Below are 20739 nucleotides of genomic sequence, written 5' to 3' on the forward strand. Positions count from 1 at the left end.
CTTTTTGGCCTTGTCTTACGTACTGCACGTACTGCACGTACTGCACGTACTGCACGTACTGCACGTTGCGCACTGCCGTGCTGCGCCTTGCGACTGCCGCATTGCGCCTCGCGTACTGCTTACCGCGTTCGGCCGTCCGGCTACCGCACCTGTCCGTCTGTTTGCGCGCGCCTGATGGCCTGCCCCTTGTCCGTTTCCGCCCTCACGCCCTGTGTACGGCCAGTGGGGGCCGGTGGGCGGCCGCCACGCCTCCGGCTCCTCACCTTCGCCCCACTTGCGGGTGACATCCCACCAGATCCGGCGCGCCGCCGCCCCGGCTTTGGGGGGAAGTTCAGTCGTCGTCCTCGACCACGCGGGTGAGGAGCGCGAGGAAGAGTTCACGCTCGGCGGGCGAGAGCGCCGCGAGGAGCGTCTCGTTCGCCTTGTCCCCCAGCTTGGCGAGGCGGGCGAGCCGGCGGCGGCCGGCGGGGGTGAGATCGATGGCGTTCTTGCGGCGGTCCGCGGGGTCGGGGGCGCGGGTGATGAGCTCCTGGGCCTGCAGGTCGTTGAGGATGCCGACCATGTCCTTGGGGTCGAAGCCGGTGGTCCGGCCCAGCTCGGCCTGGGCGACGGGGCCGAGGTCGGCGACGGCGGAGAGGACGGCGTGGTGCGACATGCGCATGCCGTCCTGCGCCAGCGCCTCGGCGACGAGGCGGCGGCCGCGGGCGGAGGCGCGGTTGAGCAGCCAGCTGGGGAGGGTGCGGATGCGGGCGAGGGAGGGCTCGTCTCCGGTCGCGGGGGTCATGGGAGCCATGGGGTGAGCGTATCCGGAAACCATTGGACTTCCCAACGATGTGGGGTACCGTAGGGGCTACCAACGTTGGGGCTCCCAACGTTGGACGTACCAATGCTTATGGTGGAGGTGTGTGCCCATGCGTCGCGTCCGGTATTACGAGTACGGCGGCCCCGAGGTCCTGCGCGTCGAGGAGGCGGAGGTCCCCGCGCCCGGCCCGGGTGAACTGCTGCTGCGGACCGAGGCGATCGGTGTCACGCTGCCGGTCGTCCGCAAGGTCCGCGAGGGCGGGCTGCCGCTGCCCGCGAGCATCGGCGGCGAGGTGGCCGGCGAGATCGTCGCAGTCGGCCCGGGAGTGACCGGCTTCGCGGTCGGCGAGCGGGTCACGGGGCTGTGCTTCGGCGACGCGTACGCGGACCACGCCGTCCTGCACACCGCCATGGCGTCCCCGGTCCCTCCCGGCGTGGACGCCGCCGACGCCGTGGCGCTCGTGCGGTGCGGCCTGGTCGCCCTCGGCGCGTACGAGGCCGCGCGGCCGGCCGAGGGCGAGTCGGTGCTGGTGACGGCCGCGGCCGGCGGCTCCGGCCATCTGGCCGTCCAGCTCGCCAAGGCCCGCGGGGCAAGCCGCGTGGTGGCGGCGGTCGGCTCGGCCGCCAAGGCCGACTTCGTCCGGTCGCTGGGCGCCGACGAGGTGGTGACGTACGAGGACGAGTCCTGGGGCGAGCCGGTGGACATCGTTCTCGACGCCGTCGGGGGCGAGCTGCTCTCCCCCGCCATCGCGGCGCTCGCTCCGGGCGGCCGGCTGGTGGCGTACAGCTCCGGCGGCGGGACCATCGAGGCGTACGACCTGCTGGTGGGCGCGAAATCCGCGATCGGCTTCCAGATGGCGCTCATAGCCCGGGGCCGGCCGGAGCTGATGGAGCGGTGGCGGCAGGAGCTGTGGGAGCTGTACGCCTCCGGGCAGGTGCGGCCGCGGGTGCACGCCGAGCTGCCGCTGGAGGACGCGGCCAAGGCGCACGAGATCATCGAAGCCCGCGTCAACCAGGGCAAGGTGGTCCTGCGACCCGTGTGAGCCCTTTGGCCTGACGGTCCTTGTGGGAGCAACGCCCGCACCGTACGGTGGCGCACCGGACACGTGGGGCCGCCGCGACGGCCTTGACGCGAAAGGGCCGGGCCATGGCGGCGCATCCTCCCACCGGTTGCCGACAGCGCGCACCCCTGGCTCATTCCTCGTCCCCGCCCGGTCCCCGCATCAGCTGGCGGGCCGCTGCCGCCTCCGCCGTTCTCTGCGGTGCGCTGCTCGCGCTCTGCCTCCCCCCAGCGGCGGCCGTGCCCGGGGGGTACGTCACCCCGGCGGGTGCCGGGGTCGAGGAACCAGCGGACGCAGGGTTCGAGGAACAGGTCCTGTTCAAGGCCGGCCGGGAGCCGGGGCACGGCTACGCCTGCTACCGCATCCCGGCGATCGTCACCACCAACCGGGGCACGCTCCTCGCCTTCGCCGAGGGGAGAAAGGACAACTGCGGTGACGCCACCGACATCGATCTCGTTCTCAAGCGCTCCACCGACGGCGGCCGCAGCTGGGAGCCGCTGCGGATCGTGGACCACGGCCGCGGCGACACCCACGGCAACCCCGCGCCCGTCGTGGACCGCCGCACCGGCCGGATCGTGCTGGCCACCACCTATAACGAGGGCCGCGACGACGCGGGGAACTGCGACGTGCCCTGCGACCGCACCCCGCACCTGCAGTACAGCGACGACGACGGCCGCAGCTGGTCGCGCCCGAGGGAGCTGACGGCGCAGATCCGGCCCGCCGGGTGGAACTCCTGGTACGCGACGGGCCCGGGGCACGGCATCCAGCTCGCCCGGGGGCCGCACCGCGGTCGCCTGGTCATCGGCCTCAATGCCGAGAGCCATGACGGCACCCGGACATCGGCCAACCACGCGGCGCTCGCGCTGAGCGACGACGGCGGGGCGCACTGGCGGCTCGGCGCGGTGGACACGCACGAGGTCACGGCCGACCGCACCTACCGGCAGAAGCCCTCGGAGCTGACGCTCGCCGAGCGGAGCGACGGGGCGGTCTACGTCAACGGCCGGGAGCAGGACGGCACGGAGCCCGGCAATCGCGACGACGCCGTCAGCCGTGACGGCGGAGCGAGCTTCACCGCGCCGTTCCGGGCGCTGCCGGACCTGTACTCCCCCATGGTGCAGGGGGCGGTCGCCCCGCTGCGGCCCGGGCGCTGGCTGTTCTCGGCGCCCGCCGACCCCGACCGCCGCCGCACCTTGACCATTCGTTCCTCCTACGACCAGGGGCGCACCTGGGAGAGCGCCGAGCGCGGCAGACGGGTCACCGCCGACTGGTCCGGCTACTCCGACATGGCGGTCGTCGGCCCGGGCACGACGGGGCTGCTCTACGAGGCCGGGAAGGCGGACGCCCGGCAGGAGATCCGCTTCGCGCGGTTCACCGAGGAGTGGCTGGGCGCGCGGCGGGGGCCGGACCCGACGACGCCGGACCGGGCGCCGGGCGGGCGGGGCGCGTATGTGCTCGGCGGCGCGCGGCCGGTCGGGGGGCGGTTCGGCTCCGGGCTCGGGTTCGACGGCAAGGACGACGCCGTGCGCCTGCCCTACCGGGCCTCGCTGCCGCTGGGCGCGCGGGACTTCACGGCGGCGCTGTGGTTCCGTTACGGCGCCTCGGGGGCCGGGGGCGAGCAGCCGTTCCTGTGGATGGGCGGCGTCGGCGGGGCGCCGCAGGTGGCGCTGCGCGGGGAGCCGCGGGAGGGGCGGATCGCCGGGCAGGTGACGGCGCTCGCCGAGGGGCCCGGGCCGTCCCGGACGGCGACGGTCCGGTCGGTGGGGGCGTACGACGACGGGCGGTGGCACCACTTGGCCCTGCGGCGTACGGGCGGGAGGCTGACGCTGACCGTGGACGGCGTCTCCACCGCCGTGCCCGATGTGCCGGGGTCGGTGAGCCGGAACTCGACGTTCGGGGTGCATCTGGCGCAGAGGCCGGACGCACGCGCTTTTCTGAAGGGGGGTCTGGACGAGGTACGGGTGTACGGGAGGGCGTTGACGGCCGGGGAGCTGGCGGCGCTGCGGGCGACGAACGCGCCGCCCGCCCGCAGCGACGGTCCGGTGCTATGGCTGCCGCTGGACCGCGTCGACCCCGGCGATCGTGCCGGTGTCGCTTCCCGCCGCTGAGGGGCGGGGGCTGGCGGCCCCGGGGGCGGGGGCTGGGGCGGCAGCGGTGGGCGCCTGGCGGGCGTAGCGCTTGGCGAGTACCGCGCAGACCATCAACTGCAGCTGGTGGAAGAGCATCAGCGGCAGCACGGCGACGCTCGCGTGCGCCCCGAAGAGCACGGTCGCCATCGGCAGCCCGCCGGAGAGGCTCTTCTTCGACCCGGCGAAGGTGATGGCGACGCGGTCCGCCCGGTCGAAGCCCAGGCGGCGGGCGCCGCGGCTGGTCAGGGTGAGCATCAGGGCGAGCAGGACGGCCTCCACGGCCAGCAGGGCCGCCAGCCGCCAGGGCGTCACCTGGTGCCAGACGCCCCCGACGACGCCGGCGCCGAACGCCCCGTAGACCACGATCAGGATCGAGCCGCGGTCGACGTACCCCAGGGCCTTGCCGTGGCGCACAAGAGAGGGTCCGAGCCGGCGGTGCAGCAGCTGCCCCGCCACGAACGGCACCAACAGGCGCAGGGCGACCGACAGCAGCGAGTCGAGGGAGACCCCGCCCGTGCTGCCGCCCAGCAGGAGGGCGGCGAGCAGAGGGGTGAGGACGATGCCGACGACGCTGGACAGGGAGCCCGCGCAGATCGCGGCCGCGACATTGCCGCGGGCGAGGGAGGTGAAGGCGACCGACGACTGGACGGTCGAGGGCACCAGGCACAGGAACAGCAGCCCGGTGTACAGCTGCGGCGTCAGGACGTGGGGCACGAGACCGCGGGCGGCGAGGCCCAGCAGCGGGAACAGCGCGAACGTACAGAGGAGGACCGTCAGGTGCAGCCGCCAGTGACGCAGTCCGTCGAGCGCCTCACGGGTGGAGAGGCGGGCGCCGTAGAGGAAGAAGAGCAGCGCCACGGCCCCGGTGGAGGCGTGGTCCGCGGCGGCGGTCGCGGCGGGGCCGCGCGGCGGCAGGAGGGTGGCGAGCAGGACCGTGCCCAGCAGGGCGGCTATGTAGGGGTCGACGGGGAGCACCGCGACGAGGCGGCGGGGAAGGCGGGCACGGAGAAGGCCGGGACGGAGAGGGCGGGGGCGCATGTCCTCAGGTTGTCCGCCGGACGGGCCATCGGGAACCCCGTTCACCACGCTGACTGTTATCACGTATGGCGATGGGCCTGGCTAGGCTCGGGGCATGGCCGATCTGTTCGATCCCACCCAGCTCCGTACCTTCGTGACCGTCTCGCAGACCCTGAGCTTCACCCAGGCCGCCGATCGCCTGGGCGTGCGGCAGTCGACCGTCAGCCAGCAGGTGCGCAGGCTGGAGAAGGCGGCCGGCCGGCTGTTGTTCGTCCGCGACACCCACAGCGTGACGCTCACCGAGGACGGCGAGGCGATGCTCGGCTTCGCCCGTACGATCCTGGAGGCCAACGAGCGGGCGGCGCACTGGTTCGCGGGGACGCGGCTGCGGGGGCGGCTGCGCTTCGGGGCCTCCGAGGACTTCGTCCTCACCAGGCTCCCCGAGATCCTGCAGGCCTTCCGGCGCGACCACCCCGAGGTGGATCTCGAGCTGACCGTCGACCTCTCCGGCCCCCTCCAGGAGCAGCTCGCCGCCGGACGGCTCGACCTCGTCCTCGTCAAGCGCCATCCGGGCCAGGGCCGCCCGGACGAGCCCCACGGCCGGCTCGTCTGGCGCGACCGGCTCGTGTGGATCGGCGGTGAGGGGCTGCGCCTCGACGCCCACCGCCCGCTGCCGCTGGTGGTCTTCCCGCCGCCGGCCGTCACCCGGGCCCGCGCCCTCGAGGTGCTCGAACGGCACGGCCGCCCCTGGCGGGTGGCCTGTACGAGCGGCAGTCTCAACGGTCTGGTGGCCGCCGCGGGTGCCGGGCTGGGCGTGATGGCGCACGCCCAGGGCATGATCCCGCCGGGGCTCGTCCGCGTTCCGGCCCGCGCCGGGCTTCCGGAGCTCGGCGACGTCGACGTGGTGCTGCTGTACGGCACCCGGACGGTCCGGGGCGGCACCGCGCGCGGCAGCGCGCGGGCGCTGGCGGAGGCGATCCTGGCCGCCGGGGACCGGTTGCAGTCGCCGGGCCGAGCGCAGGCGCCCCAGGGGTCTCAGGGTCCCGGATAACAGTCGGCGACAACTGCGTGCACGCCTCGAAGAGGTATCGAAGAGATTCGGTGCAGATCCGGTCGGACCCCGTCCATCAGACGAGACGAGGCCGGTCGAAGGGGTTCGGGGCGGGACGGGATCGGGTACGGTCACGGCGCTGTGCGGAGCGTCGCGAGGAGCGAGAGGTTGCGCGAGTTCACCGTCCCTTCCCTGGTGACGGCGCCCCACGTCGGAGGACTGGCGGACGTCGTGTTCGATCATGCCGCCGACGCCCCCGACAGAGTCGCGCTGGGCCGCCCGACGCAGGACGGCCGGTGGCGGGAGGTGACCGCAGGCGCCTTCCGGGACGAGGTCCTGGCGCTGGCCAAGGGCCTGATCGCCCAGGGGGTCCGGTTCGGCGACCGGGTCGCCGTCATGTCCCGTACCCGGTACGAATGGACGCTGTTCGACTTCGCGCTGTGGTGCATCGGCGCCCAGCCCGTACCGCTGTACCCGACGTCCTCCACCGAGCAGGTCTTCGGCATGCTGCACGACGCGGACGTCTCGGCCTGCGTCGTCGAGCACGAGGACCACGCGATGACCATCGGTTCGGTCATCGACCGGCTGCCGCGCCTCGTCCGCCTCTGGCAGCTGGACGCAGGCGCGCTCGGCGAGCTCACCGGCGCCGGGACGCGCATCGCGGACGAGGTCGTGCACCGGCACCGCATGGCCGTCACCCCGGATTCCCCGGCGACCGTCATCTACACCTCCGGCACCACGGGCCGCCCCCGGGGCTGTGTGCTCACGCACGCCAACTTCATGGCCGAGGCCGACAACGTCCTGCGCCGCTACGAGCAGGTCTTCCGCTCCCGCCCCGGTGACGAGGCCTCCACCCTCCTCTTCCTCCCCCTCGCCCATGTCTTCGGCCGGATGGTGCAGGTCGCGGCGGTGCGCGGCCGGGTCAGGCTGGGGCATCAGCCGCAGTTGTCGGCCGCCGCGCTGCTGCCCGCCCTGCAGTCGTTCCGGCCGACGTTCGTGCTCGCCGTCCCCTATGTGTTCGAGGGTTTGTTCGCCTCGGCCCGGCGCACGGCCGAGCTGGAGGGCAGGGGCAGGCCGTTCGAGAAGGCCGTCGACGTCGCGGTGCGGTACGCGCAGGCGCTGGAGGACAAGGCCTTCGGCCGGGGCCCGGGCCCCGGCACCACGCTGCGCGTACAGCACCAGGTCTTCGACAAGCTGGTCTACGCCCGGATCCGCGAGGCGCTCGGCGGTCGGGTGCGGTACGCGATGTCGGGCGGCTCGGCGATGGAGCGGGACCTGGGGCTGTTCTTCGCGGGCGCGGGCATCACCGTGTTCGAGGGGTACGGGCTGACCGAGACGACCGGCGCCGCCGTCGCCAACCCGCCCGAGCGCACCCGCTTCGGCACCGTGGGCCGGCCCGTTCCCGGCACGAGCGTGCACATAGCCGACGACGGAGAGATCTGGCTGAGCGGCGGGCAGGTGTTCTCCGGCTATCTGGGTGACCGACGTGCCACGGACGCCGTCCTGCGCGACGGCTGGCTGGCCACCGGTGACCTGGGCGCGCTGGACGAGGACGGCTATCTGACGATCACCGGGCGGAAGAAGGAGATCCTGGTGACCTCCGGCGGCAAGAGCGTCTCACCGCACGCGCTGGAGGAGCGGGTCAGGGCCAATCCGCTGGTCGCCCAGTGTCTGGTGGTCGGCAACGACCGCCCTTACGTCGCGGCCCTCGTGACGCTCGACCAGGAGGCGGTGGCGCACTGGATGGCCCTGCGCGACAAGCCCCTGCCGCCACCGTCCGAACTGGTGCACGACCCGGAGCTCGAGGCCGAGATCAGGCGGGCCGTGGTGGCCGCCAATACACTCGTCTCACAGGCCGAGTCGATACGCACGTTCCGCATCCTGGCGAACCGGTTCACCGAGGACCAAGGGCTGCTGACGCCCACGCTGAAGCTCAAGCGGAAGGCGATCGAGAAGGCCTACGCCATGGAAGTCGACGCGCTCTACGCCACCTGACGCGGCCCGTAAGTCCCCGGTGCCAGAAAAATAGGTGTATCGGGAATGCGATCCGGAACGTGCCGGTTGACCATGGGGTAAGTGCTATCCGACGGACGTAAGGATCGATTGCTCGTGAGCAAGGTCCCCACCATCACCCTCAACAACGGCGTCGAGATGCCGCAGATCGGCTACGGCGTGTGGCAGGTCCCGGACGGCGAGGCCGCCACCGCCGTCGCGACCGCCATCGAAGCGGGGTACCGCAGCATCGACACGGCCGCGATCTACGAGAACGAGCGGGGCACGGGCAAGGGGCTGACCGCCTCGGACGTCGCCCGTGACGAACTGTTCGTCACCACGAAGCTGTGGAACAGCGCCTCCGAGACCTGGACGCGCGAGAGCGTCCTGCGGGAGTTCGACGCCTCGCTCGACAAGCTCGGGCTCGACTACGTCGACCTGTACCTCATCCACTGGCCCCGGGCCATGCGCGACGACTACCTGACGATCTACCGCACCTTCGTGGAGATCGCCGCGAGCGGCCGCGCCAAGGCCATCGGCGTCTCGAACTTCCAGCCCGAGCAGCTCGAGCGGGTCATCGCCGAGACCTCGGTCGTCCCCGCGGTCAACCAGATCGAGCTGCACCCCAACTTCGCGCAGGCCGAGCTCCGCGCCCTCCACGCGCGGCACGGCATCGTCACGGAGGCGTGGTCCCCGCTGGGCCAGGGCCGGGGCCTGCTGGAGGACCCGACGCTCGCCCGCATCGCCGCCAAACACGGCAAGACTGCCGCTCAGATCGTGCTGCGCTGGCACGTCGAGCTGGGCAACGTGGCCATCCCGAAGTCGGTGACCCCCTCCCGCATCCGGGAGAACATCGACGTCTTCGACTTCGCGCTGGACGCCGACGACCTCGCGGCGATCGCCGGCCTGGACAACGGCACCCGGCTGGGCCCGGACCCGGCGGAGTTCGACTTCAACTGATCCGCCGGCCTCGGCCGGTCGGGCCGGCGCCACGACCGGTCGTCATGTCGCCCCTGCGGCCCCGGGACGGACGTACCGTCCCGGGGCCGCCGTGCGTCAGCGCGCCCCGTGCCCGGGCGCGATCGCCTCGACGCGGCGGGCCAGCTCCACGTCCAGGCCGGTGACCTTGCCGCCGACGCTGTGCGTGTTCACGGCGAGGGAGACGGTGTTGTAGCCCAGGGTCAGGTCGGAGTGGTGGTTGAGCTCCTCCTGGAGCTGCGCGATGTGGATCACCATCGCCGCCGCCTGGAAGTGGCCGTCGAAGGAGTACGTGCGCGTGATCCGGTCGCCGTCCGTGGTCCAGCCGGGCAGTTCCTGGAGGCGCTCCTCCACGTCGTTCTGCGAGAGCGGTTCGACTGCCATCGCGCATCCCTTCGTCGCGTCTTCGCCCCGTCTTCGTTCCCACCGCGAGCCGGCGGTGATGCAAGCGTCCCATGGGGCGGCAGCGCTTTCGCGCCAATGTACGGCCGACGGCGCGGAGGAGACCCCGCCCGCCTTCCGGGTCGAGGAGGACCCACCTATGCTCCTGCGCCGGGCATGACAAGTTACCGGCGGTTAGGGGCTGTGGCCATGGTGGATCCCGCAGGCAGCACACGCAGAGGGTTCCTGGGCGGCGCGGGTGCCGTCGCCGCGACGGCGACGCTCGGCGGGGCGACGGCGCTCGGCGCCACGGCCGCGCTCGGCGGCACGGCCCACGCACAGCCCCGCCGGCGCACCGGCGGACGCACCGTCGCGGTGCTCGGCGGCGGCGTCGCCGGGCTCACGGCCGCGCACGAACTGGCCGAGCGCGGCTTCCAGGTGACGGTGTACGAACGCAAGTCCGCCCTCGGCGGCAAGGCGCGCAGCATGGACGTACCGGGCAGCGCGAAGGGCGGCCGCCGGCCGCTCCCCGGCGAACACGGCTTCCGCTTCATCCCCGGCTTCTACCGGAACCTGCCCGACACCCTGCGCCGCATCCCCTTCCCCGGCAACGCGAACGGCTGCCACGACAACCTCGTGGCCTCCAGCGAGGTGATGCTGGCGCGCACGGGCGGGCGCGAGGACATCCGGATACCGTTCGCGAGCATCGGCAAGGCGCCGCCCGTGCTCACGCCGGACGCGTTCCTGCGCATGCTGACGGCCTTCTTCGAGACCTTCGCCCGGCTGCCCGCCCATGAGATCGCCTACTTCGCGGGACGGCTGCTGGTCTGGTTCACCAGCAGCGAGCGGCGGCGGACGCAGGAGTGGGAGCGCGTGCCGTGGTTCGAGTACACCAAGGCCGCCCGGATGTCGGCGAACTACCGGCAGCTGCTTGCCGTCGGAATCACCCGCAACATCGTCGCGACCAAGGCCGAGGTCGCCAGCACGAAGACCGTCGCCACCTGCATCGAGGCGTTCCTGTTCAACGCGATGGGCCGGGGCGCCGACGGCGAGCCGGACCGGGTCCTCAACGCCCCCACCAACGAGGCGTGGATCAACCCCTGGATCACCCATCTACGGTCGCTCGGCGTCGAGTTCCGCACCGGCTGGGGCGTACGCGACCTGCGACTCGCCGGCGGACGGATCACCGAGGCCGTGCTGCAGGACGCCAGCGGGGCACGGCAGTCGGTGACCGCCGACCACTTCGTCTCCGCGATGCCGGTCGAGCACGCCCGTACGACCTGGAACGCACAGGTCCGGGCGGCGGACCCACGGCTGGCGCGCTGCGACAAGCTGCGGACGGACTGGATGACGGGCATCCAGTTCTATCTCACCGAGCCCACGCCGATCATTCACGGCCACATCAACCACATCGACTCGCCCTGGTCGATCACCTCCGTGGGCCAGGCCCAGTACTGGCCCGGACGGGACTTCCGGCGCAACTACGGCGACGGCACGGTGGCGGACTGCCTGTCGGTCGACGTCTCCGAATGGGACCGGCCCGGCATCCTCTACGCCAAGACCGCCAAGCAGTGCACCCGCGAGGAGGTCGCCCGCGAGGTGTGGGCGCAGATGAAGGCGGGCCTCAACGACACCGGGCGCACGGTGCTGAGCGACGCGAAGCTGCACTCCTGGTTCCTGGACCCGGCCGTCGAACTCGGCGGCACGCACGCCAGCAACGACGAGCAGCTGTTCATCCACCCCACCGGCACCTGGTACAACCGCCCCGAGGCCCGGACCGCGATCCCCAACCTCTTCCTCTCCGGCGACTACGTGGCCGTCGACATCGACCTGGCCACCATGGAGGGCGCCAACGCCTCGGCCCGCGCGGCGGTCAACGCCCTGCTGGACGAGGCGGGTTCCCGCACCGAGCGGTGCGCGATCGCACCCCTGTACCGGGCACCCGAACTCGAGGGGTTCCGGCGGCAGGACGACCTGCGCCACCGGCTCGGGCTGCGCAACGCCTTCGATCTGGGGTAACCCTCGCGAACGCACGGGTTACGGTCGGACCATGACGACTGTTGCGGTTGCCCCGGACACGGGCGTGGGCGTGGGCGCGCTGCTGCGCGAATGGCGGGACCGGCGGCGGATCAGCCAGCTGGAACTGGCGCTGCGCGCCGACTCCTCCGCCCGGCACATCAGCTTCATCGAAACGGGCCGCTCCCGGCCGAGCCAGGAGATGGTGCTGCGCCTCGCGGACCACCTCGACGTACCCGTCCGGGAGCGCAACGCCCTCCTCATCGCGGCCGGTTACGCCCCGCACTACCCCGAGCGACCCCTGGACGACCCGGCGCTGGACGGGCTACGGGAGGGGCTGGAGCGGCTGCTGAATGGCTACGAGCCGTTCCCCGCGCTGGTCGTGGACGGCACCTACCGGGTGCTGGCCGCGAACAGCGGCATCGCCATGCTGATGGAGGGCATAGCGGACCACCTGCGCACTCCCCCGCTCAACGCCATGCGGATCACCCTGCACCCCCAGGGCCTCGCGCCCCGCATCCTCAACTTCCGCGAGTGGCGCGGCCATCTGCTCCACCAGATGGAGCGCCAGCTGGCCCTGATGCGCTCCACCCCGCTGCGCGCCCTCTACGACGAGGTCAGCGCCTACCCGATGCCCGAAGGCCGCACGGCTGAGATCGAGATGTCGACGGGCGAGGGCACGGGACTTCCCTTCGCCCTGCCGATGGTGATCGAACACGGGGGCCGCACCCTGTCGTTCACGTCCACCATCGCGACCTTCAACACCCCCATGGACGTGACCGTCTCCGAACTGGCCCTGGAGACCTTCCTCCCCGCCGATCCGGAGACGGCCGCCGCCCTGAGGCAGGGCTTCACGCCGTAGCGGGCACCCGGTCGAGGAAGCCGAGGACGGACCGGATCCGGCCGTCCTCGGCCAGCGTGATCACATCCGACCCGGCGACCGGCGCGGCCCCGTCGGCCACCGACACCAGCTCCCACGAGAAGCGCGCCGTGTCGTGGTGCCCGTCGACGACCCCGCTCAGCCGGAACTCGAACCCCGGAAACTGCTCCCGCGCCGCGGCGATGACAGCACCGACCTGCTCGTGCCCCCGCACATCGGCCAGCGGGTCGGTGTAGCTCCCGTCCTCACTCCAAGCAGCGGCGACAGCCTTGCCCCGCGCCTCGGCATCCACGGCGTTCCAGGCCTCGAAGTAACGGTTAACGGCGCCCTCGTACTGCGACTGCGACATGACGATCTCCCCTTCAACCCAACATCAACAGAACCGGCCGGCAACCCGGCCCACGCTCCCCGGACCCGAGTGCGCGGGTCCGGGAGGCGCTGCACTCACTGTGCCGGGACGGGGGGTGGGTGGGCGATTACCGGTCAGGTAATGCCCCGCCGGAGCAACAGGGTCGCGGGGAGCCAAAGAGGAAGCCACCGGGCGCCGGGCGGGGTCAGTCGCTCGGCGTCTCCCTGGTGGAGTCGGCGCTCAGGTCGAAGATGCCGTCCATAGCTTCCGCCCCTTCTGTGATCACCGGGCGAAGCACCTTTCGGTAGACACGCTCGGTCGTCTGAGTACCGCTGTGTCCGACAACACGGGCGATGACCTCGATGTGGGTCCCGTTGGCCGACAGGAGCAATACGGTGCTCGTTCGCAGCTCACGCGCGGTCCACTCGTGGGGCTTTGCGAAGCCGGCGTCCCTCAGCAGGGAACGGAAGTTCCGCAGGACACTGCGCGAGTCACGTTGACCTCCGGTCTCGCTCGGGAAGACAAGCCCCTTCGGGTCCCCATGCCACTCCTCGTTCCCGGCACTCCTGCTGCTGCCGCTTCTCGTACCCCTCCAAGAAGTGGTAGCAGGAACTCCACGCCTCAAGCAGCGACGTACACAACCGCATCAGCGGCGGAACGCAGTACGGCCCAGTGCTCCAGGGCCGGGATTTCTCCAACCTCACCTTCAACGTGGCGGCCCGCACCCTCCCGGATCGGGAGTAGCCGGGCAGCACACCACATCCCACCGCTGAAGGCCGTGCCACAACATGCCAGTAGAGGCGGTAAGCAGCGGTCAACAGGCGCCTGGCAAGGCCGCCAGAACCTGGCTCCCAGCGGGGACTTTCGCAGGTCAGTGGCCGTACACAGGCCCAAGTGCCGGGTGATTTCCAAGCCTATGGCGCGGGTTCGATTCCCGTCATCCGCTCAGACACGAAGGCCTCAGGTCACCGACCCGGGGCCTTCGCCGTTGCCCACCTCCGAGCGACATATCAGCCGCGTTTCTGACGCAGGTGGCGGGAAGCGGCCAGGCAGGAGGACAGCCACGTCGCCTCAGAGCGATTGATGATCAGGTCGTCCACGGTGACCACCCCGTCCATCACGCCGCCGACCCGTATTGAGTGGTCGCCGACGCGGAACATCTGCCAATCGACGTCGCTGTGCCAGAGCCGGGCGGTCTTCTCTCCCCGGCGCTGGGCGAAGACGAGTTCTTCCCCGTACTCATTGAGGAAGTAGCCGACGTAATCCCTGCCGGTGATCACGCCACCGCACAGGCGGGCCAGCAGCTGTTCGATCGCAGGACGCTCTTCTTCCGTCATGCCGTGGGCTCCTCGGTCTGGTCAGGGTCCTGCCGCGCTGACGAGAGGGCCAGCATCCGGGCTGCTGACTCCAGCAGGGTTTCGTACGTGATCACTTCAATACGTGCCGCATGTGTGTTGTAGGTGCGCAGTGTCTCCGCGATCTCTTGGGGGCTGATGTCCCCACTCCCGTATCTCGGATGCCCGATCACAACCGTCGCCGAGGCTCTACGAGTGTCGACGCCATGGTGCGTGAGGATGGTCTTACGGTTCTCGTCCATAGTGCGGAGGTAGTTCTGCGCCTGTGACACCGCTCGGTGCGCCGGGGCACCCAACATGAGGTGGCCGCTGCGACGTATTACCAGGTCCTTGATGTTGGCGCGCTTGAGTTCCACCACGTGAAGGGATCCATCACCGCGCAGAAGCGGGATGTCTAGAATCGTGTCCGAGGTGTACTGTCGGCGCGCCAGCTCTGCCACGTAAGCACCGCCGAAGATCCACTCCTGGTTCTTCAGATGGGCGTGGAGGGCGCTTTCGGAGCTCGTCTCGTCCTCCACCACAACGCGCAGGGCTTCGAGGCCCGCCCTCCGGGCCTTCAGCTCCAGCAACTGAGCGGGCAACCCCACATCGGCGTCCGCCAGCAAGTCGCCTACCATCCGCGCGGCGCCGGCCGAGGCCGGTCGCGGCAGGTTTCTGAGAACCAGCTCCATGTGCCCGTACTGCTGGAGTCGCCTCCTCTCTCGGGTGGGCAGCCGGATCCCGCCCTCACCAGTGCCGAGACCCAAGTGATCCACAAACAGGGCTATCCCGCGAAAGAGGTCCCGCGCGTCGGCGACCGTTGCATCAGGATTGTCGTTGGAGAGAGCGTCCAAAACGGCCACCGCTCGATCGGATCCCATGGCCACCATCCTGCGCATGCCTTCCTCGCTGCGATGCCGCGCCTCCTCGTCGTAATAGTTCTCTAGGATTTCGAGGAACAGTTCGCCGCCGGCGTAGGCGGCGAAACGCTGGAACCGCTGTGCAAACGCGAAGTCACCAAGCAAGAGCGCTTCTTGAGCGACGTCCTCCAGGGCCTTCACCAACGGTCTGCCCTTGCCGTACCCCGTCCCGCCGAAGGCAGAACCCATAATGCGCAGCACCGCATCGATGCGCTCTTGCACGCTCGGGTGCTCGGTGAGCTCACGTGCCCCGCTGACCATCTTCCAAAGCGTGAAACTGGATCGGAATGTCGCCATGCGGGGACTCTAAAGGCTGTCCCGTAAATGGTCGTCGAGTCGGTGAAGGCGTGGTTGTTCCGTGCGGACTGGCTCGCCCTATCCGGTGAGGGTGAGGTTGTGCAGGCGAGCGATGCCGAGCATGGCATGATGCACGCCGTCCCCTTTGAGGCGGCAGTCGCGTAGGACCTTCCAGCCCTTCATCCGGGCGAAGGCGTGCTCGACGCGGGCGCGTACTTGCTTGTGGGAGCGGTTGTGTTCCTCCTTCCATCCCGGAAGGGCCTCACCCTTCGTCCGTCGGTGCGGGATGACGAGTCCGGTGCCCTGGTAGCCGCCGTCCGCGATCGTCACCGTGTCACCGACGGCTTCCTTCGCCCCGGACTCCTTCCAGCCGCGGGAGTCGTGGCGGTTGCCGGGCATCGGTCGGCCGATGCCGGTAGTTCTTGGACTGCTCGGCAATGCTGCGGTCTCGGGTGGGTACGAGGGTGCCGTCCATGATGAGCCGGTGTCTTACTGAACCGCTTGCGCGGCTGGAGTGCCAGTTTCGGGACCTAGGTGTTCGATGATCCGGTCGGCGGCCGACTTGGAGGCCCCGAAGAGCGGAGCCAGCTGGCGAAGCGTCAAGTTCGTGCGCCAGTACGCCACGACCAGGAGCACCCGGTCTTCCAGTGACAGGCTCCACGGCCGACCGCGTCGTGCCCCGTCCGCGGCCTCAGGACGGCTCCGACGCGTGATCGCACCAGCCACTGCCTGATCATTCCACTGCCGACGATTCTCCCTGCTTGAGCGCGATGCAGCAGCGGTCTACCTGCTCGACCACCTGCTCCATGAACCAGCGCATGGCCTCGTAGGGCATCACGGGCTCGTCGTGGCCGTTGGCATGTTGCCTCTTTGGTGATGTTGATTTCTGGCCCCGTCATCCACGAGGCGGAACTGACACCGACTGCCTTGCCGGGAGTCTGTGCGTGGTGGCAACCGGGCGCCTTCGTCGCTCGACCGATCCCCCGCCGAGCCGCCGAGTGGGAAGAACTGCTCGTGAGCCCCTTGCACGATCCGTCGGATGTCCTCCCGGGCCCGCGTCTCAGGCTGGTCCCAGCTACATGTTCCGGATGTGTTCGAGCGCGGTGTTGAGGAGCTTGCCCACCTGGTGGAGGGTGGTGGCGGTGGCGGTGGCCAGGTAGGCGGGGTGCTGGGCGAGCGGGGTGAGAACGGCGTGGCCCTTCTCAGGGTCGTCACCGATGAGGATCGATGGGTGGTCGGTGGTGAGGTGGGGGTCCACGACGAGGAGCTGGCCGGCGGCGCGGTGTCCGCCCAGCACGGCGGGGCCGTCCCAGGCCGGTGCCGTCCCGCCGTAGGCGGTGTGCTGGTCGAGGACGGGGCGGCCGCCGCGGTACACGGTGAGGCGGGTGGTGAGGTGGCCTGGGGGTTCGGCCGTGCGGCCGAGGAGTTGCTCCTCGCGCAGCAGGACGGCGGCGGTGGGCGCGAGGTGGACCGTGCAGGTCTGGTGAAGGGTGCTGTCCGAGGCGCTGATCAGGGGTTTGGGCAGCCAGGTCAGCATGGCGTGGTCGGCGACGGTGAGGCGGACGTCGTAGGCGGCGGGTGTGGCGGTGGCGCCGGGCAGCGCGATGGTGGCGGTCGGCGTGCTCACCTCCAGCCTGGCGTCTTCCTCGGCGGTGATGTCGAGGGCGAGCCGGTCCCCGCCGAGAGGTGCGCACATGGAGCTGATCACGCTGACCCGGGCCCACCCATTGTGGGGTTGCGTCTGGTGCAAGTGGAAGGGGCCGCTGTTGCGCATGAGCGGCACGGTCGTGGTGGAGCCCTCGCAGGCGGCCCTGATGAAGGCGGTGGCCCGGACACCGGAGAGTTCGGGGTCCGTTAGGTGCACCCTTCCGGCCACGTGCTCCCCGTCTGTCGGCCCGCTGTCCGTCTCGCTTCCTGCGGCGGTCGATGCGGGGGGTGCTGTGCTGGGTGGCGGGCTCGGGTGTGGTGCGGTGGCTGTCATACGGCGGCCTCGGTCCGCCAGGCGGCCAGGCATCCGTTGACCCAGTCGGCGACGGGCTGGATGCCGTCGTCCGAGGCAAGGCTGGTGAAGACGACGGGGAGGTTGCCGCGCTGCCGGCCGGCGTCGGCGGCCATGGTGTCCAGGTCGGCGCCGACGTAGGGAGCGAGGTCGGTCTTGTTGATGACGAGGAGGTCGGCGGTGGTGATGCCGGGGCCGCCCTTGCGGGGGATGTCGTCGCCGCTGGAGACGTCGATGACGAAGACCTGGTGGTCGACGAGGCCCTTGGAGAAGGTGGCGGTGAGGTTGTCGCCGCCGGACTCGATGAGGATCAGATCCAGCGGGAGCAGTGTCTCCTCCAGCTGTTCGACGGCTTCGAGGTTGGCGGAGATGTCGTCGCGGATCGCGGTGTGCGGGCAGGCGCCGGTCTCGACGGCGGTGATCCGCTCCGGCGGCAGCACGGCTTCGCGGAGCAGAAACTCGGCGTCCTCGCGGGTGTAGATGTCGTTGGTGACGACCGCGATGGACAGCCGGTCGCGCAGGGCGCGGCACAGTGCGGCGACGGTGGCGGTCTTGCCGGATCCGACGGGCCCGCCGAGGCCGATGCGCAGGGCGCGGCGCCCGCCGTCGGGGCGCAGTGCCTCTGCGCTGGGCGTGTGGTGGTGCGGCAGCATCGTGTCGTGGTCGAGGTGCATGGCGTACTCCGAACGGTATGGGGGTGTCAGGAGGCGAAGAGCCGCATGGACCAGGCGGCGTGCTGTTCACCGGTGATGTCAAGGAGCGGCGACGAGGCGGCGGGCAGCACTCCGACACCGTCGGTGGCGAGCCGTGCTGCCGCTTCGGCGGCGGCGTGGGCGACGTCGTCGAGTTCGCCGGCGAGCCGGGCGAGCAGGGCGGTCGCGTCGAACGGGTCGAGGCTCAGCAGCCGCACCGCCGCCGTCGCGGGGCCGCCGATGCTCTCGTACGCGGCGCACTGGGCGGCGTCGAACGGGGTCAGGCCCGCGGCGCGCGCGGCGACGCCGAGCACCACAGGCTGGTGAGCGCCCTGCGGCAGGCGGTGGGCGATCTCGTCGAGCTCGGGGCAGGGCCAGGCGGCCCGGGCCGCGCGCAGCATCTGCCGGCCGAGCTTGCGGGCGACCTGCCGCAGTGCTGGTACGGGGGTGCGTGCGTCCGCGGCCTCGTCCAGCGCCATCGGGTCGTATCCGGTGGCGGCCGCGGCGGCGAGGCCGGCCGCGGTCAGCCCGGCGGTGTGCAGGCGGCCCCGACAGAACGCCTCCAGGCTTGAGGCGTCGTGGACACCGTGCGAGGCGACCGCTGCCTCCACACCGCCGGAGTGGGCGTGCCCACCGGCGGGGAAACGGCCGTCGGCCAGGACGAGCAGGGCAGCATGGCTCATGGGAACGGTGGCCTGCCTTTCACAGGTACGGACCTCAGGAGGAGGGACTTCCCGAGCAGGCGGTCCGGCGGCGGAGCGCCGCCGGACCGACGTCGCGCTCAGAAGAGGAAGTACCGCTGAGCCATGGGCAGTTCGGTTTCGTAGAGGTCCGGATTCGGCGGCTGGTTCTTCTCGAACATCAGCCCGTCATTCGGGGCGCCTTCCACCTTCGTGAGGCTGTCCATGGTCGTGCCCCGCTCATATCCCGGGGGATTCGCGGCTGTGCCCGTATCCGTGGCCGTGCCCGTGGCTGTGCCGGAGCCCGTGGCTGTGCCAGTGCCGGAGCCCGTGGCCGTGGCTGTTCCCGCGGCCTGGCTCTTGCTCTTGCTCTCGCCGATGGTGACGCTGAAAGTCTCGGGACCGATTTCGATCTCCGGCGACTCACCGTTGAGCTTCATGCTCTGCTTGGTCACGTCACGAGTGGATTTGGTCTCCTTCACCCCCTTGGTCAGGTTGTACGTCGTCTTGATGCCGAGCGCCTCGGGCACCACGAAGTTGAAGGAGTTGCCTCCCGGGGCCCGGCCGCATGCCCCCCACACCGGGCGGGGCAGGTACGGCTGCGGTGTCGGGATCGACGCGTTGGCGTCGCCGACCTGCGCGTAGGCGATCTGTCCGCCCTTGATGATCACGTGCGGCTTGACGCCGAAGAACTTCGGCTCCCACAGCACCAGATCGGCGACCTTGGGGGTATCACGGGGGCCGGTCGTCTCGACGGAGCCGACATGCTCGTCGATGCCGTGGGCGATGGCCGGGTTGATCGTGTACTTGGCGATGTAGCGCCTGACGCGGTAGTTGTCGTGCCTGTCGGTGTCCTCCCGCAGGTGGCCGCGGCGCTTCTTCATGACGTGCGCGGTCTGCCAGGTCCGCGTGATCATCTCGCCGATACGCCCCATGGCCTGCGAGTCGGAGGACATCATCGAGATGGCGCCGGTGTCGTGCAGCCAGTCCTCGGCGGCCATGGTGGAGGGCCGGATACGCGAGTCGGCGTACGACTTGTCCGCGGGCACCTCAAGGTTGAGGTGATGGCAGACAACCATCATGTACATGTGCTCGGCGACGGTGTTGACCGTCAGGGGCCGGGTCGGGTTGGTCGACGCGGGCAGGACATTCTCGTAGCCCTTGCCCACCATCTTCATGATGTCCGGTGCGTGGCCGCCGCCGGCGCCTTCGACGTGGAAGACGTGAATGCCCCGGGGCTTCTTGGTGGTGGGATGCTTGGTGGCGTTGAAGGTGTCCTCAACGAACCCGGACTCGTTCATCGAGTCGGCATGCAGGGCGACTTGGGCGTGGTGCGTGTCACAGATTTCCAGCGCCTTGTCGATGGCCGCGGGGGTGGCTCCCCAGTCCTCGTGGACCTTGAGGCCGATGGCGCCGGCCTTGATCTGGGCCTCCAGCGCCTCGTAGGAGATTGTGCCGCCCTTGCCGAACAGGCCGATGTTGACCGGGTAGGCGTCCAGGGCCTCGAACGTCCGCCGGAGGTGCCACTCGCCAGGCGTCACGGTGGTGGCCCGGCTGCCTTCCGCGGGGCCGGTGCCGCCGCCGATGAGCGTGGTCACTCCCGAAGCGAGTGCCTCGTGGATCTGCCCGGGGCCGATGAAGTGCACGTGGGTGTCGATGCCGCCCGCGGTCAGGATCCGCCCGTTGCCGGAGATCACCTCGGTTTCCGGCCCCACCACGAAGTGCGAGGCACGCCCGCCCAGGTTCTCCTCGGCCGTGTAGGGCTTCGGTGTCATCGTTTCCGGGTTGTAAGCCTGCCCGATCGCCTTGATCTCGCCGTTTCGCAGGCCGACGTCGGCCTTCACCACACCCCAGTAGTCGATGATCAGAGCACCGGTGATCACTGTGTCCACCGGATTGTGTGTGGTGTCGCTCCTCGGGAAATGCGACTGGCCCATCGACTCCCGGATGACCTTTCCGCCGCCGAAAAGCATCTCGTCGCCGCTACGGCCCGGTCCCCCGCACCAGTCCTCCTCGATCTCGACGATGAGATTCGTGTCGGCGAGCCTGACCCGGTCGCCCTTCGTCGGGCCGTACAACGTGGCGTAGTCCTGCCGCCACAGCGGCTCCGGAGGGCGCGCGGTAAAGCTGAGCTCGCGCGGCGGTCGACTGCACGACACCACGTG

18 protein-coding genes and 1 pseudogene are annotated in these 20739 nt (G+C 70.6%); 7 read left to right on the plus strand and 12 right to left on the minus strand.

Annotation, left to right across the window (positions count from 1 at the left end):
- Nucleotides 1-331: 331 nt before the first annotated feature.
- A complete protein-coding gene (locus tag ACIGXW_RS16580; RefSeq protein WP_360907462.1) occupies nt 332-793 on the minus strand; it encodes a MarR family winged helix-turn-helix transcriptional regulator in 462 nt (153 codons plus the stop codon).
- Between the two features lie 118 nt (nt 794-911).
- Between ACIGXW_RS16580 and ACIGXW_RS16585 the strand changes: the two genes are divergently transcribed.
- A complete protein-coding gene (locus ACIGXW_RS16585) occupies nt 912-1844 on the plus strand; it encodes a zinc-binding alcohol dehydrogenase family protein (protein ID WP_399573627.1) in 933 nt (310 codons plus the stop codon).
- Between the two features lie 104 nt (nt 1845-1948).
- Nucleotides 1949-3967 carry an exo-alpha-sialidase gene (locus ACIGXW_RS16590; protein WP_399573628.1) on the plus strand — a complete coding sequence of 673 codons (2019 nt, stop codon included), beginning with the start codon at nt 1949-1951 and terminating at the stop codon, nt 3965-3967.
- On the opposite strand, the gene ACIGXW_RS16595 is transcribed toward ACIGXW_RS16590, so the two are convergent.
- Nucleotides 3905-5026 carry a bile acid:sodium symporter family protein gene (locus ACIGXW_RS16595; protein WP_399573629.1) on the minus strand — a complete coding sequence of 374 codons (1122 nt, stop codon included), beginning with the start codon at nt 5024-5026 and terminating at the stop codon, nt 3905-3907. The two genes, ACIGXW_RS16590 and ACIGXW_RS16595, sit on opposite strands and share 63 nt — an antisense overlap.
- 103 nt (nt 5027-5129) lie before the next feature.
- Between ACIGXW_RS16595 and ACIGXW_RS16600 the strand changes: the two genes are divergently transcribed.
- The 3 genes from ACIGXW_RS16600 (at nt 5130) to ACIGXW_RS16610 (ending at nt 9008) form a co-directional block, all read left to right on the plus strand.
- A complete protein-coding gene (locus ACIGXW_RS16600) occupies nt 5130-6056 on the plus strand; it encodes a LysR family transcriptional regulator (protein ID WP_399574038.1) in 927 nt (308 codons plus the stop codon).
- Nucleotides 6057-6224: 168 nt separating this feature from the next.
- The gene (locus tag ACIGXW_RS16605) at nt 6225-8051 is read left to right on the plus strand and encodes an AMP-dependent synthetase/ligase (RefSeq protein WP_399573630.1); all 1827 of its coding nucleotides are present in this window, start codon (nt 6225-6227) and stop codon (nt 8049-8051) included.
- Between the two features lie 114 nt (nt 8052-8165).
- A complete protein-coding gene (locus ACIGXW_RS16610) occupies nt 8166-9008 on the plus strand; it encodes an aldo/keto reductase (protein ID WP_399573631.1) in 843 nt (280 codons plus the stop codon).
- Between the two features lie 96 nt (nt 9009-9104).
- Here ACIGXW_RS16610 and ACIGXW_RS16615 read toward each other — a convergent pair whose 3' ends face one another.
- Nucleotides 9105-9410 (minus strand): 4a-hydroxytetrahydrobiopterin dehydratase, encoded by a 306-nt coding sequence (locus tag ACIGXW_RS16615; protein WP_399573632.1) that lies wholly within the window; start codon nt 9408-9410, stop codon nt 9105-9107.
- 207 nt (nt 9411-9617) lie between these two features.
- Between ACIGXW_RS16615 and ACIGXW_RS16620 the strand changes: the two genes are divergently transcribed.
- Together ACIGXW_RS16620 and ACIGXW_RS16625 are read left to right on the plus strand one after the other, a co-directional pair.
- Nucleotides 9618-11426, plus strand: coding sequence for an FAD-dependent oxidoreductase (locus ACIGXW_RS16620; RefSeq protein WP_399573633.1), 1809 nt, complete (start codon nt 9618-9620; stop codon nt 11424-11426).
- Between the two features lie 31 nt (nt 11427-11457).
- Nucleotides 11458-12285, plus strand: coding sequence for a helix-turn-helix domain-containing protein (locus ACIGXW_RS16625; protein WP_399573634.1), 828 nt, complete (start codon nt 11458-11460; stop codon nt 12283-12285).
- On the opposite strand, the gene ACIGXW_RS16630 is transcribed toward ACIGXW_RS16625, so the two are convergent.
- From ACIGXW_RS16630 to ureC, 9 genes and pseudogenes are all read right to left on the minus strand, one after another.
- Nucleotides 12275-12652, minus strand: a complete 378-nt coding sequence (locus ACIGXW_RS16630; RefSeq protein ID WP_399573636.1) for a nuclear transport factor 2 family protein — start codon at nt 12650-12652, stop codon at nt 12275-12277. The genes ACIGXW_RS16625 and ACIGXW_RS16630 overlap by 11 nt on opposite strands.
- A 205-nt stretch (nt 12653-12857) precedes the next feature.
- A complete protein-coding gene (locus ACIGXW_RS16635) occupies nt 12858-13277 on the minus strand; it encodes a tyrosine-type recombinase/integrase (RefSeq protein WP_399573638.1) in 420 nt (139 codons plus the stop codon).
- Between the two features lie 385 nt (nt 13278-13662).
- Nucleotides 13663-13989, minus strand: coding sequence for a hypothetical protein (locus ACIGXW_RS16640; RefSeq protein ID WP_399573639.1), 327 nt, complete (start codon nt 13987-13989; stop codon nt 13663-13665).
- Nucleotides 13986-15203 carry a Shedu anti-phage system protein SduA domain-containing protein gene (locus ACIGXW_RS16645; RefSeq protein WP_399573640.1) on the minus strand — a complete coding sequence of 406 codons (1218 nt, stop codon included), beginning with the start codon at nt 15201-15203 and terminating at the stop codon, nt 13986-13988. Before ACIGXW_RS16645 ends, ACIGXW_RS16640 begins: the two co-directional genes overlap by 4 nt.
- Nucleotides 15204-15281: 78 nt before the next feature.
- A pseudogene (locus ACIGXW_RS16650) lies at nt 15282-15929 on the minus strand (transposase).
- A 349-nt stretch (nt 15930-16278) separates the two neighbouring features.
- Entirely contained in the window at nt 16279-17067 is a 789-nt protein-coding gene (locus ACIGXW_RS16655) for an urease accessory protein UreD (protein ID WP_399573642.1), read from the minus strand.
- Nucleotides 17068-17180: 113 nt separating this feature from the next.
- Nucleotides 17181-17876, minus strand: a complete 696-nt coding sequence (ureG, locus tag ACIGXW_RS16660; RefSeq protein WP_399573643.1) for an urease accessory protein UreG — start codon at nt 17874-17876, stop codon at nt 17181-17183.
- 26 nt (nt 17877-17902) lie between these two features.
- Nucleotides 17903-18577: an urease accessory protein UreF gene (locus ACIGXW_RS16665; RefSeq protein WP_399573644.1), complete on the minus strand. Its 675-nt coding sequence runs from the start codon at nt 18575-18577 to the stop codon at nt 17903-17905.
- Nucleotides 18578-18675: 98 nt separating this feature from the next.
- A complete protein-coding gene (gene ureC / locus ACIGXW_RS16670; RefSeq protein WP_399574039.1) occupies nt 18676-20676 on the minus strand; it encodes an urease subunit alpha in 2001 nt (666 codons plus the stop codon).
- Nucleotides 20677-20739: the final 63 nt, after the last annotated feature.

The organism is Streptomyces sp. NPDC053079 (assembly GCF_044546695.1).
Classification (GTDB): Bacteria; Actinomycetota; Actinomycetes; order Streptomycetales; family Streptomycetaceae; genus Streptomyces.

Coding starts and splice junctions, on each gene's coding strand:
- ACIGXW_RS16580 (WP_360907462.1), bottom strand. CDS start 793: ATGGCTCCCATGACCCCCGCGACCGGAGACGAGCCCTCCCTCGCCCGC.
- ACIGXW_RS16585 (WP_399573627.1), top strand. CDS start 912: ATGCGTCGCGTCCGGTATTACGAGTACGGCGGCCCCGAGGTCCTGCGC.
- ACIGXW_RS16590 (WP_399573628.1), top strand. CDS start 1,949: ATGGCGGCGCATCCTCCCACCGGTTGCCGACAGCGCGCACCCCTGGCT.
- ACIGXW_RS16595 (WP_399573629.1), bottom strand. CDS start 5,026: ATGCGCCCCCGCCCTCTCCGTCCCGGCCTTCTCCGTGCCCGCCTTCCC.
- ACIGXW_RS16615 (WP_399573632.1), bottom strand. CDS start 9,410: ATGGCAGTCGAACCGCTCTCGCAGAACGACGTGGAGGAGCGCCTCCAG.
- ACIGXW_RS16620 (WP_399573633.1), top strand. CDS start 9,618: ATGGTGGATCCCGCAGGCAGCACACGCAGAGGGTTCCTGGGCGGCGCG.
- ACIGXW_RS16625 (WP_399573634.1), top strand. CDS start 11,458: ATGACGACTGTTGCGGTTGCCCCGGACACGGGCGTGGGCGTGGGCGCG.
- ACIGXW_RS16630 (WP_399573636.1), bottom strand. CDS start 12,652: ATGTCGCAGTCGCAGTACGAGGGCGCCGTTAACCGTTACTTCGAGGCC.
- ACIGXW_RS16640 (WP_399573639.1), bottom strand. CDS start 13,989: ATGACGGAAGAAGAGCGTCCTGCGATCGAACAGCTGCTGGCCCGCCTG.
- ACIGXW_RS16645 (WP_399573640.1), bottom strand. CDS start 15,203: ATGGCGACATTCCGATCCAGTTTCACGCTTTGGAAGATGGTCAGCGGG.
- ureG (WP_399573643.1), bottom strand. CDS start 17,876: ATGCACCTCGACCACGACACGATGCTGCCGCACCACCACACGCCCAGC.
- ACIGXW_RS16665 (WP_399573644.1), bottom strand. CDS start 18,577: ATGAGCCATGCTGCCCTGCTCGTCCTGGCCGACGGCCGTTTCCCCGCC.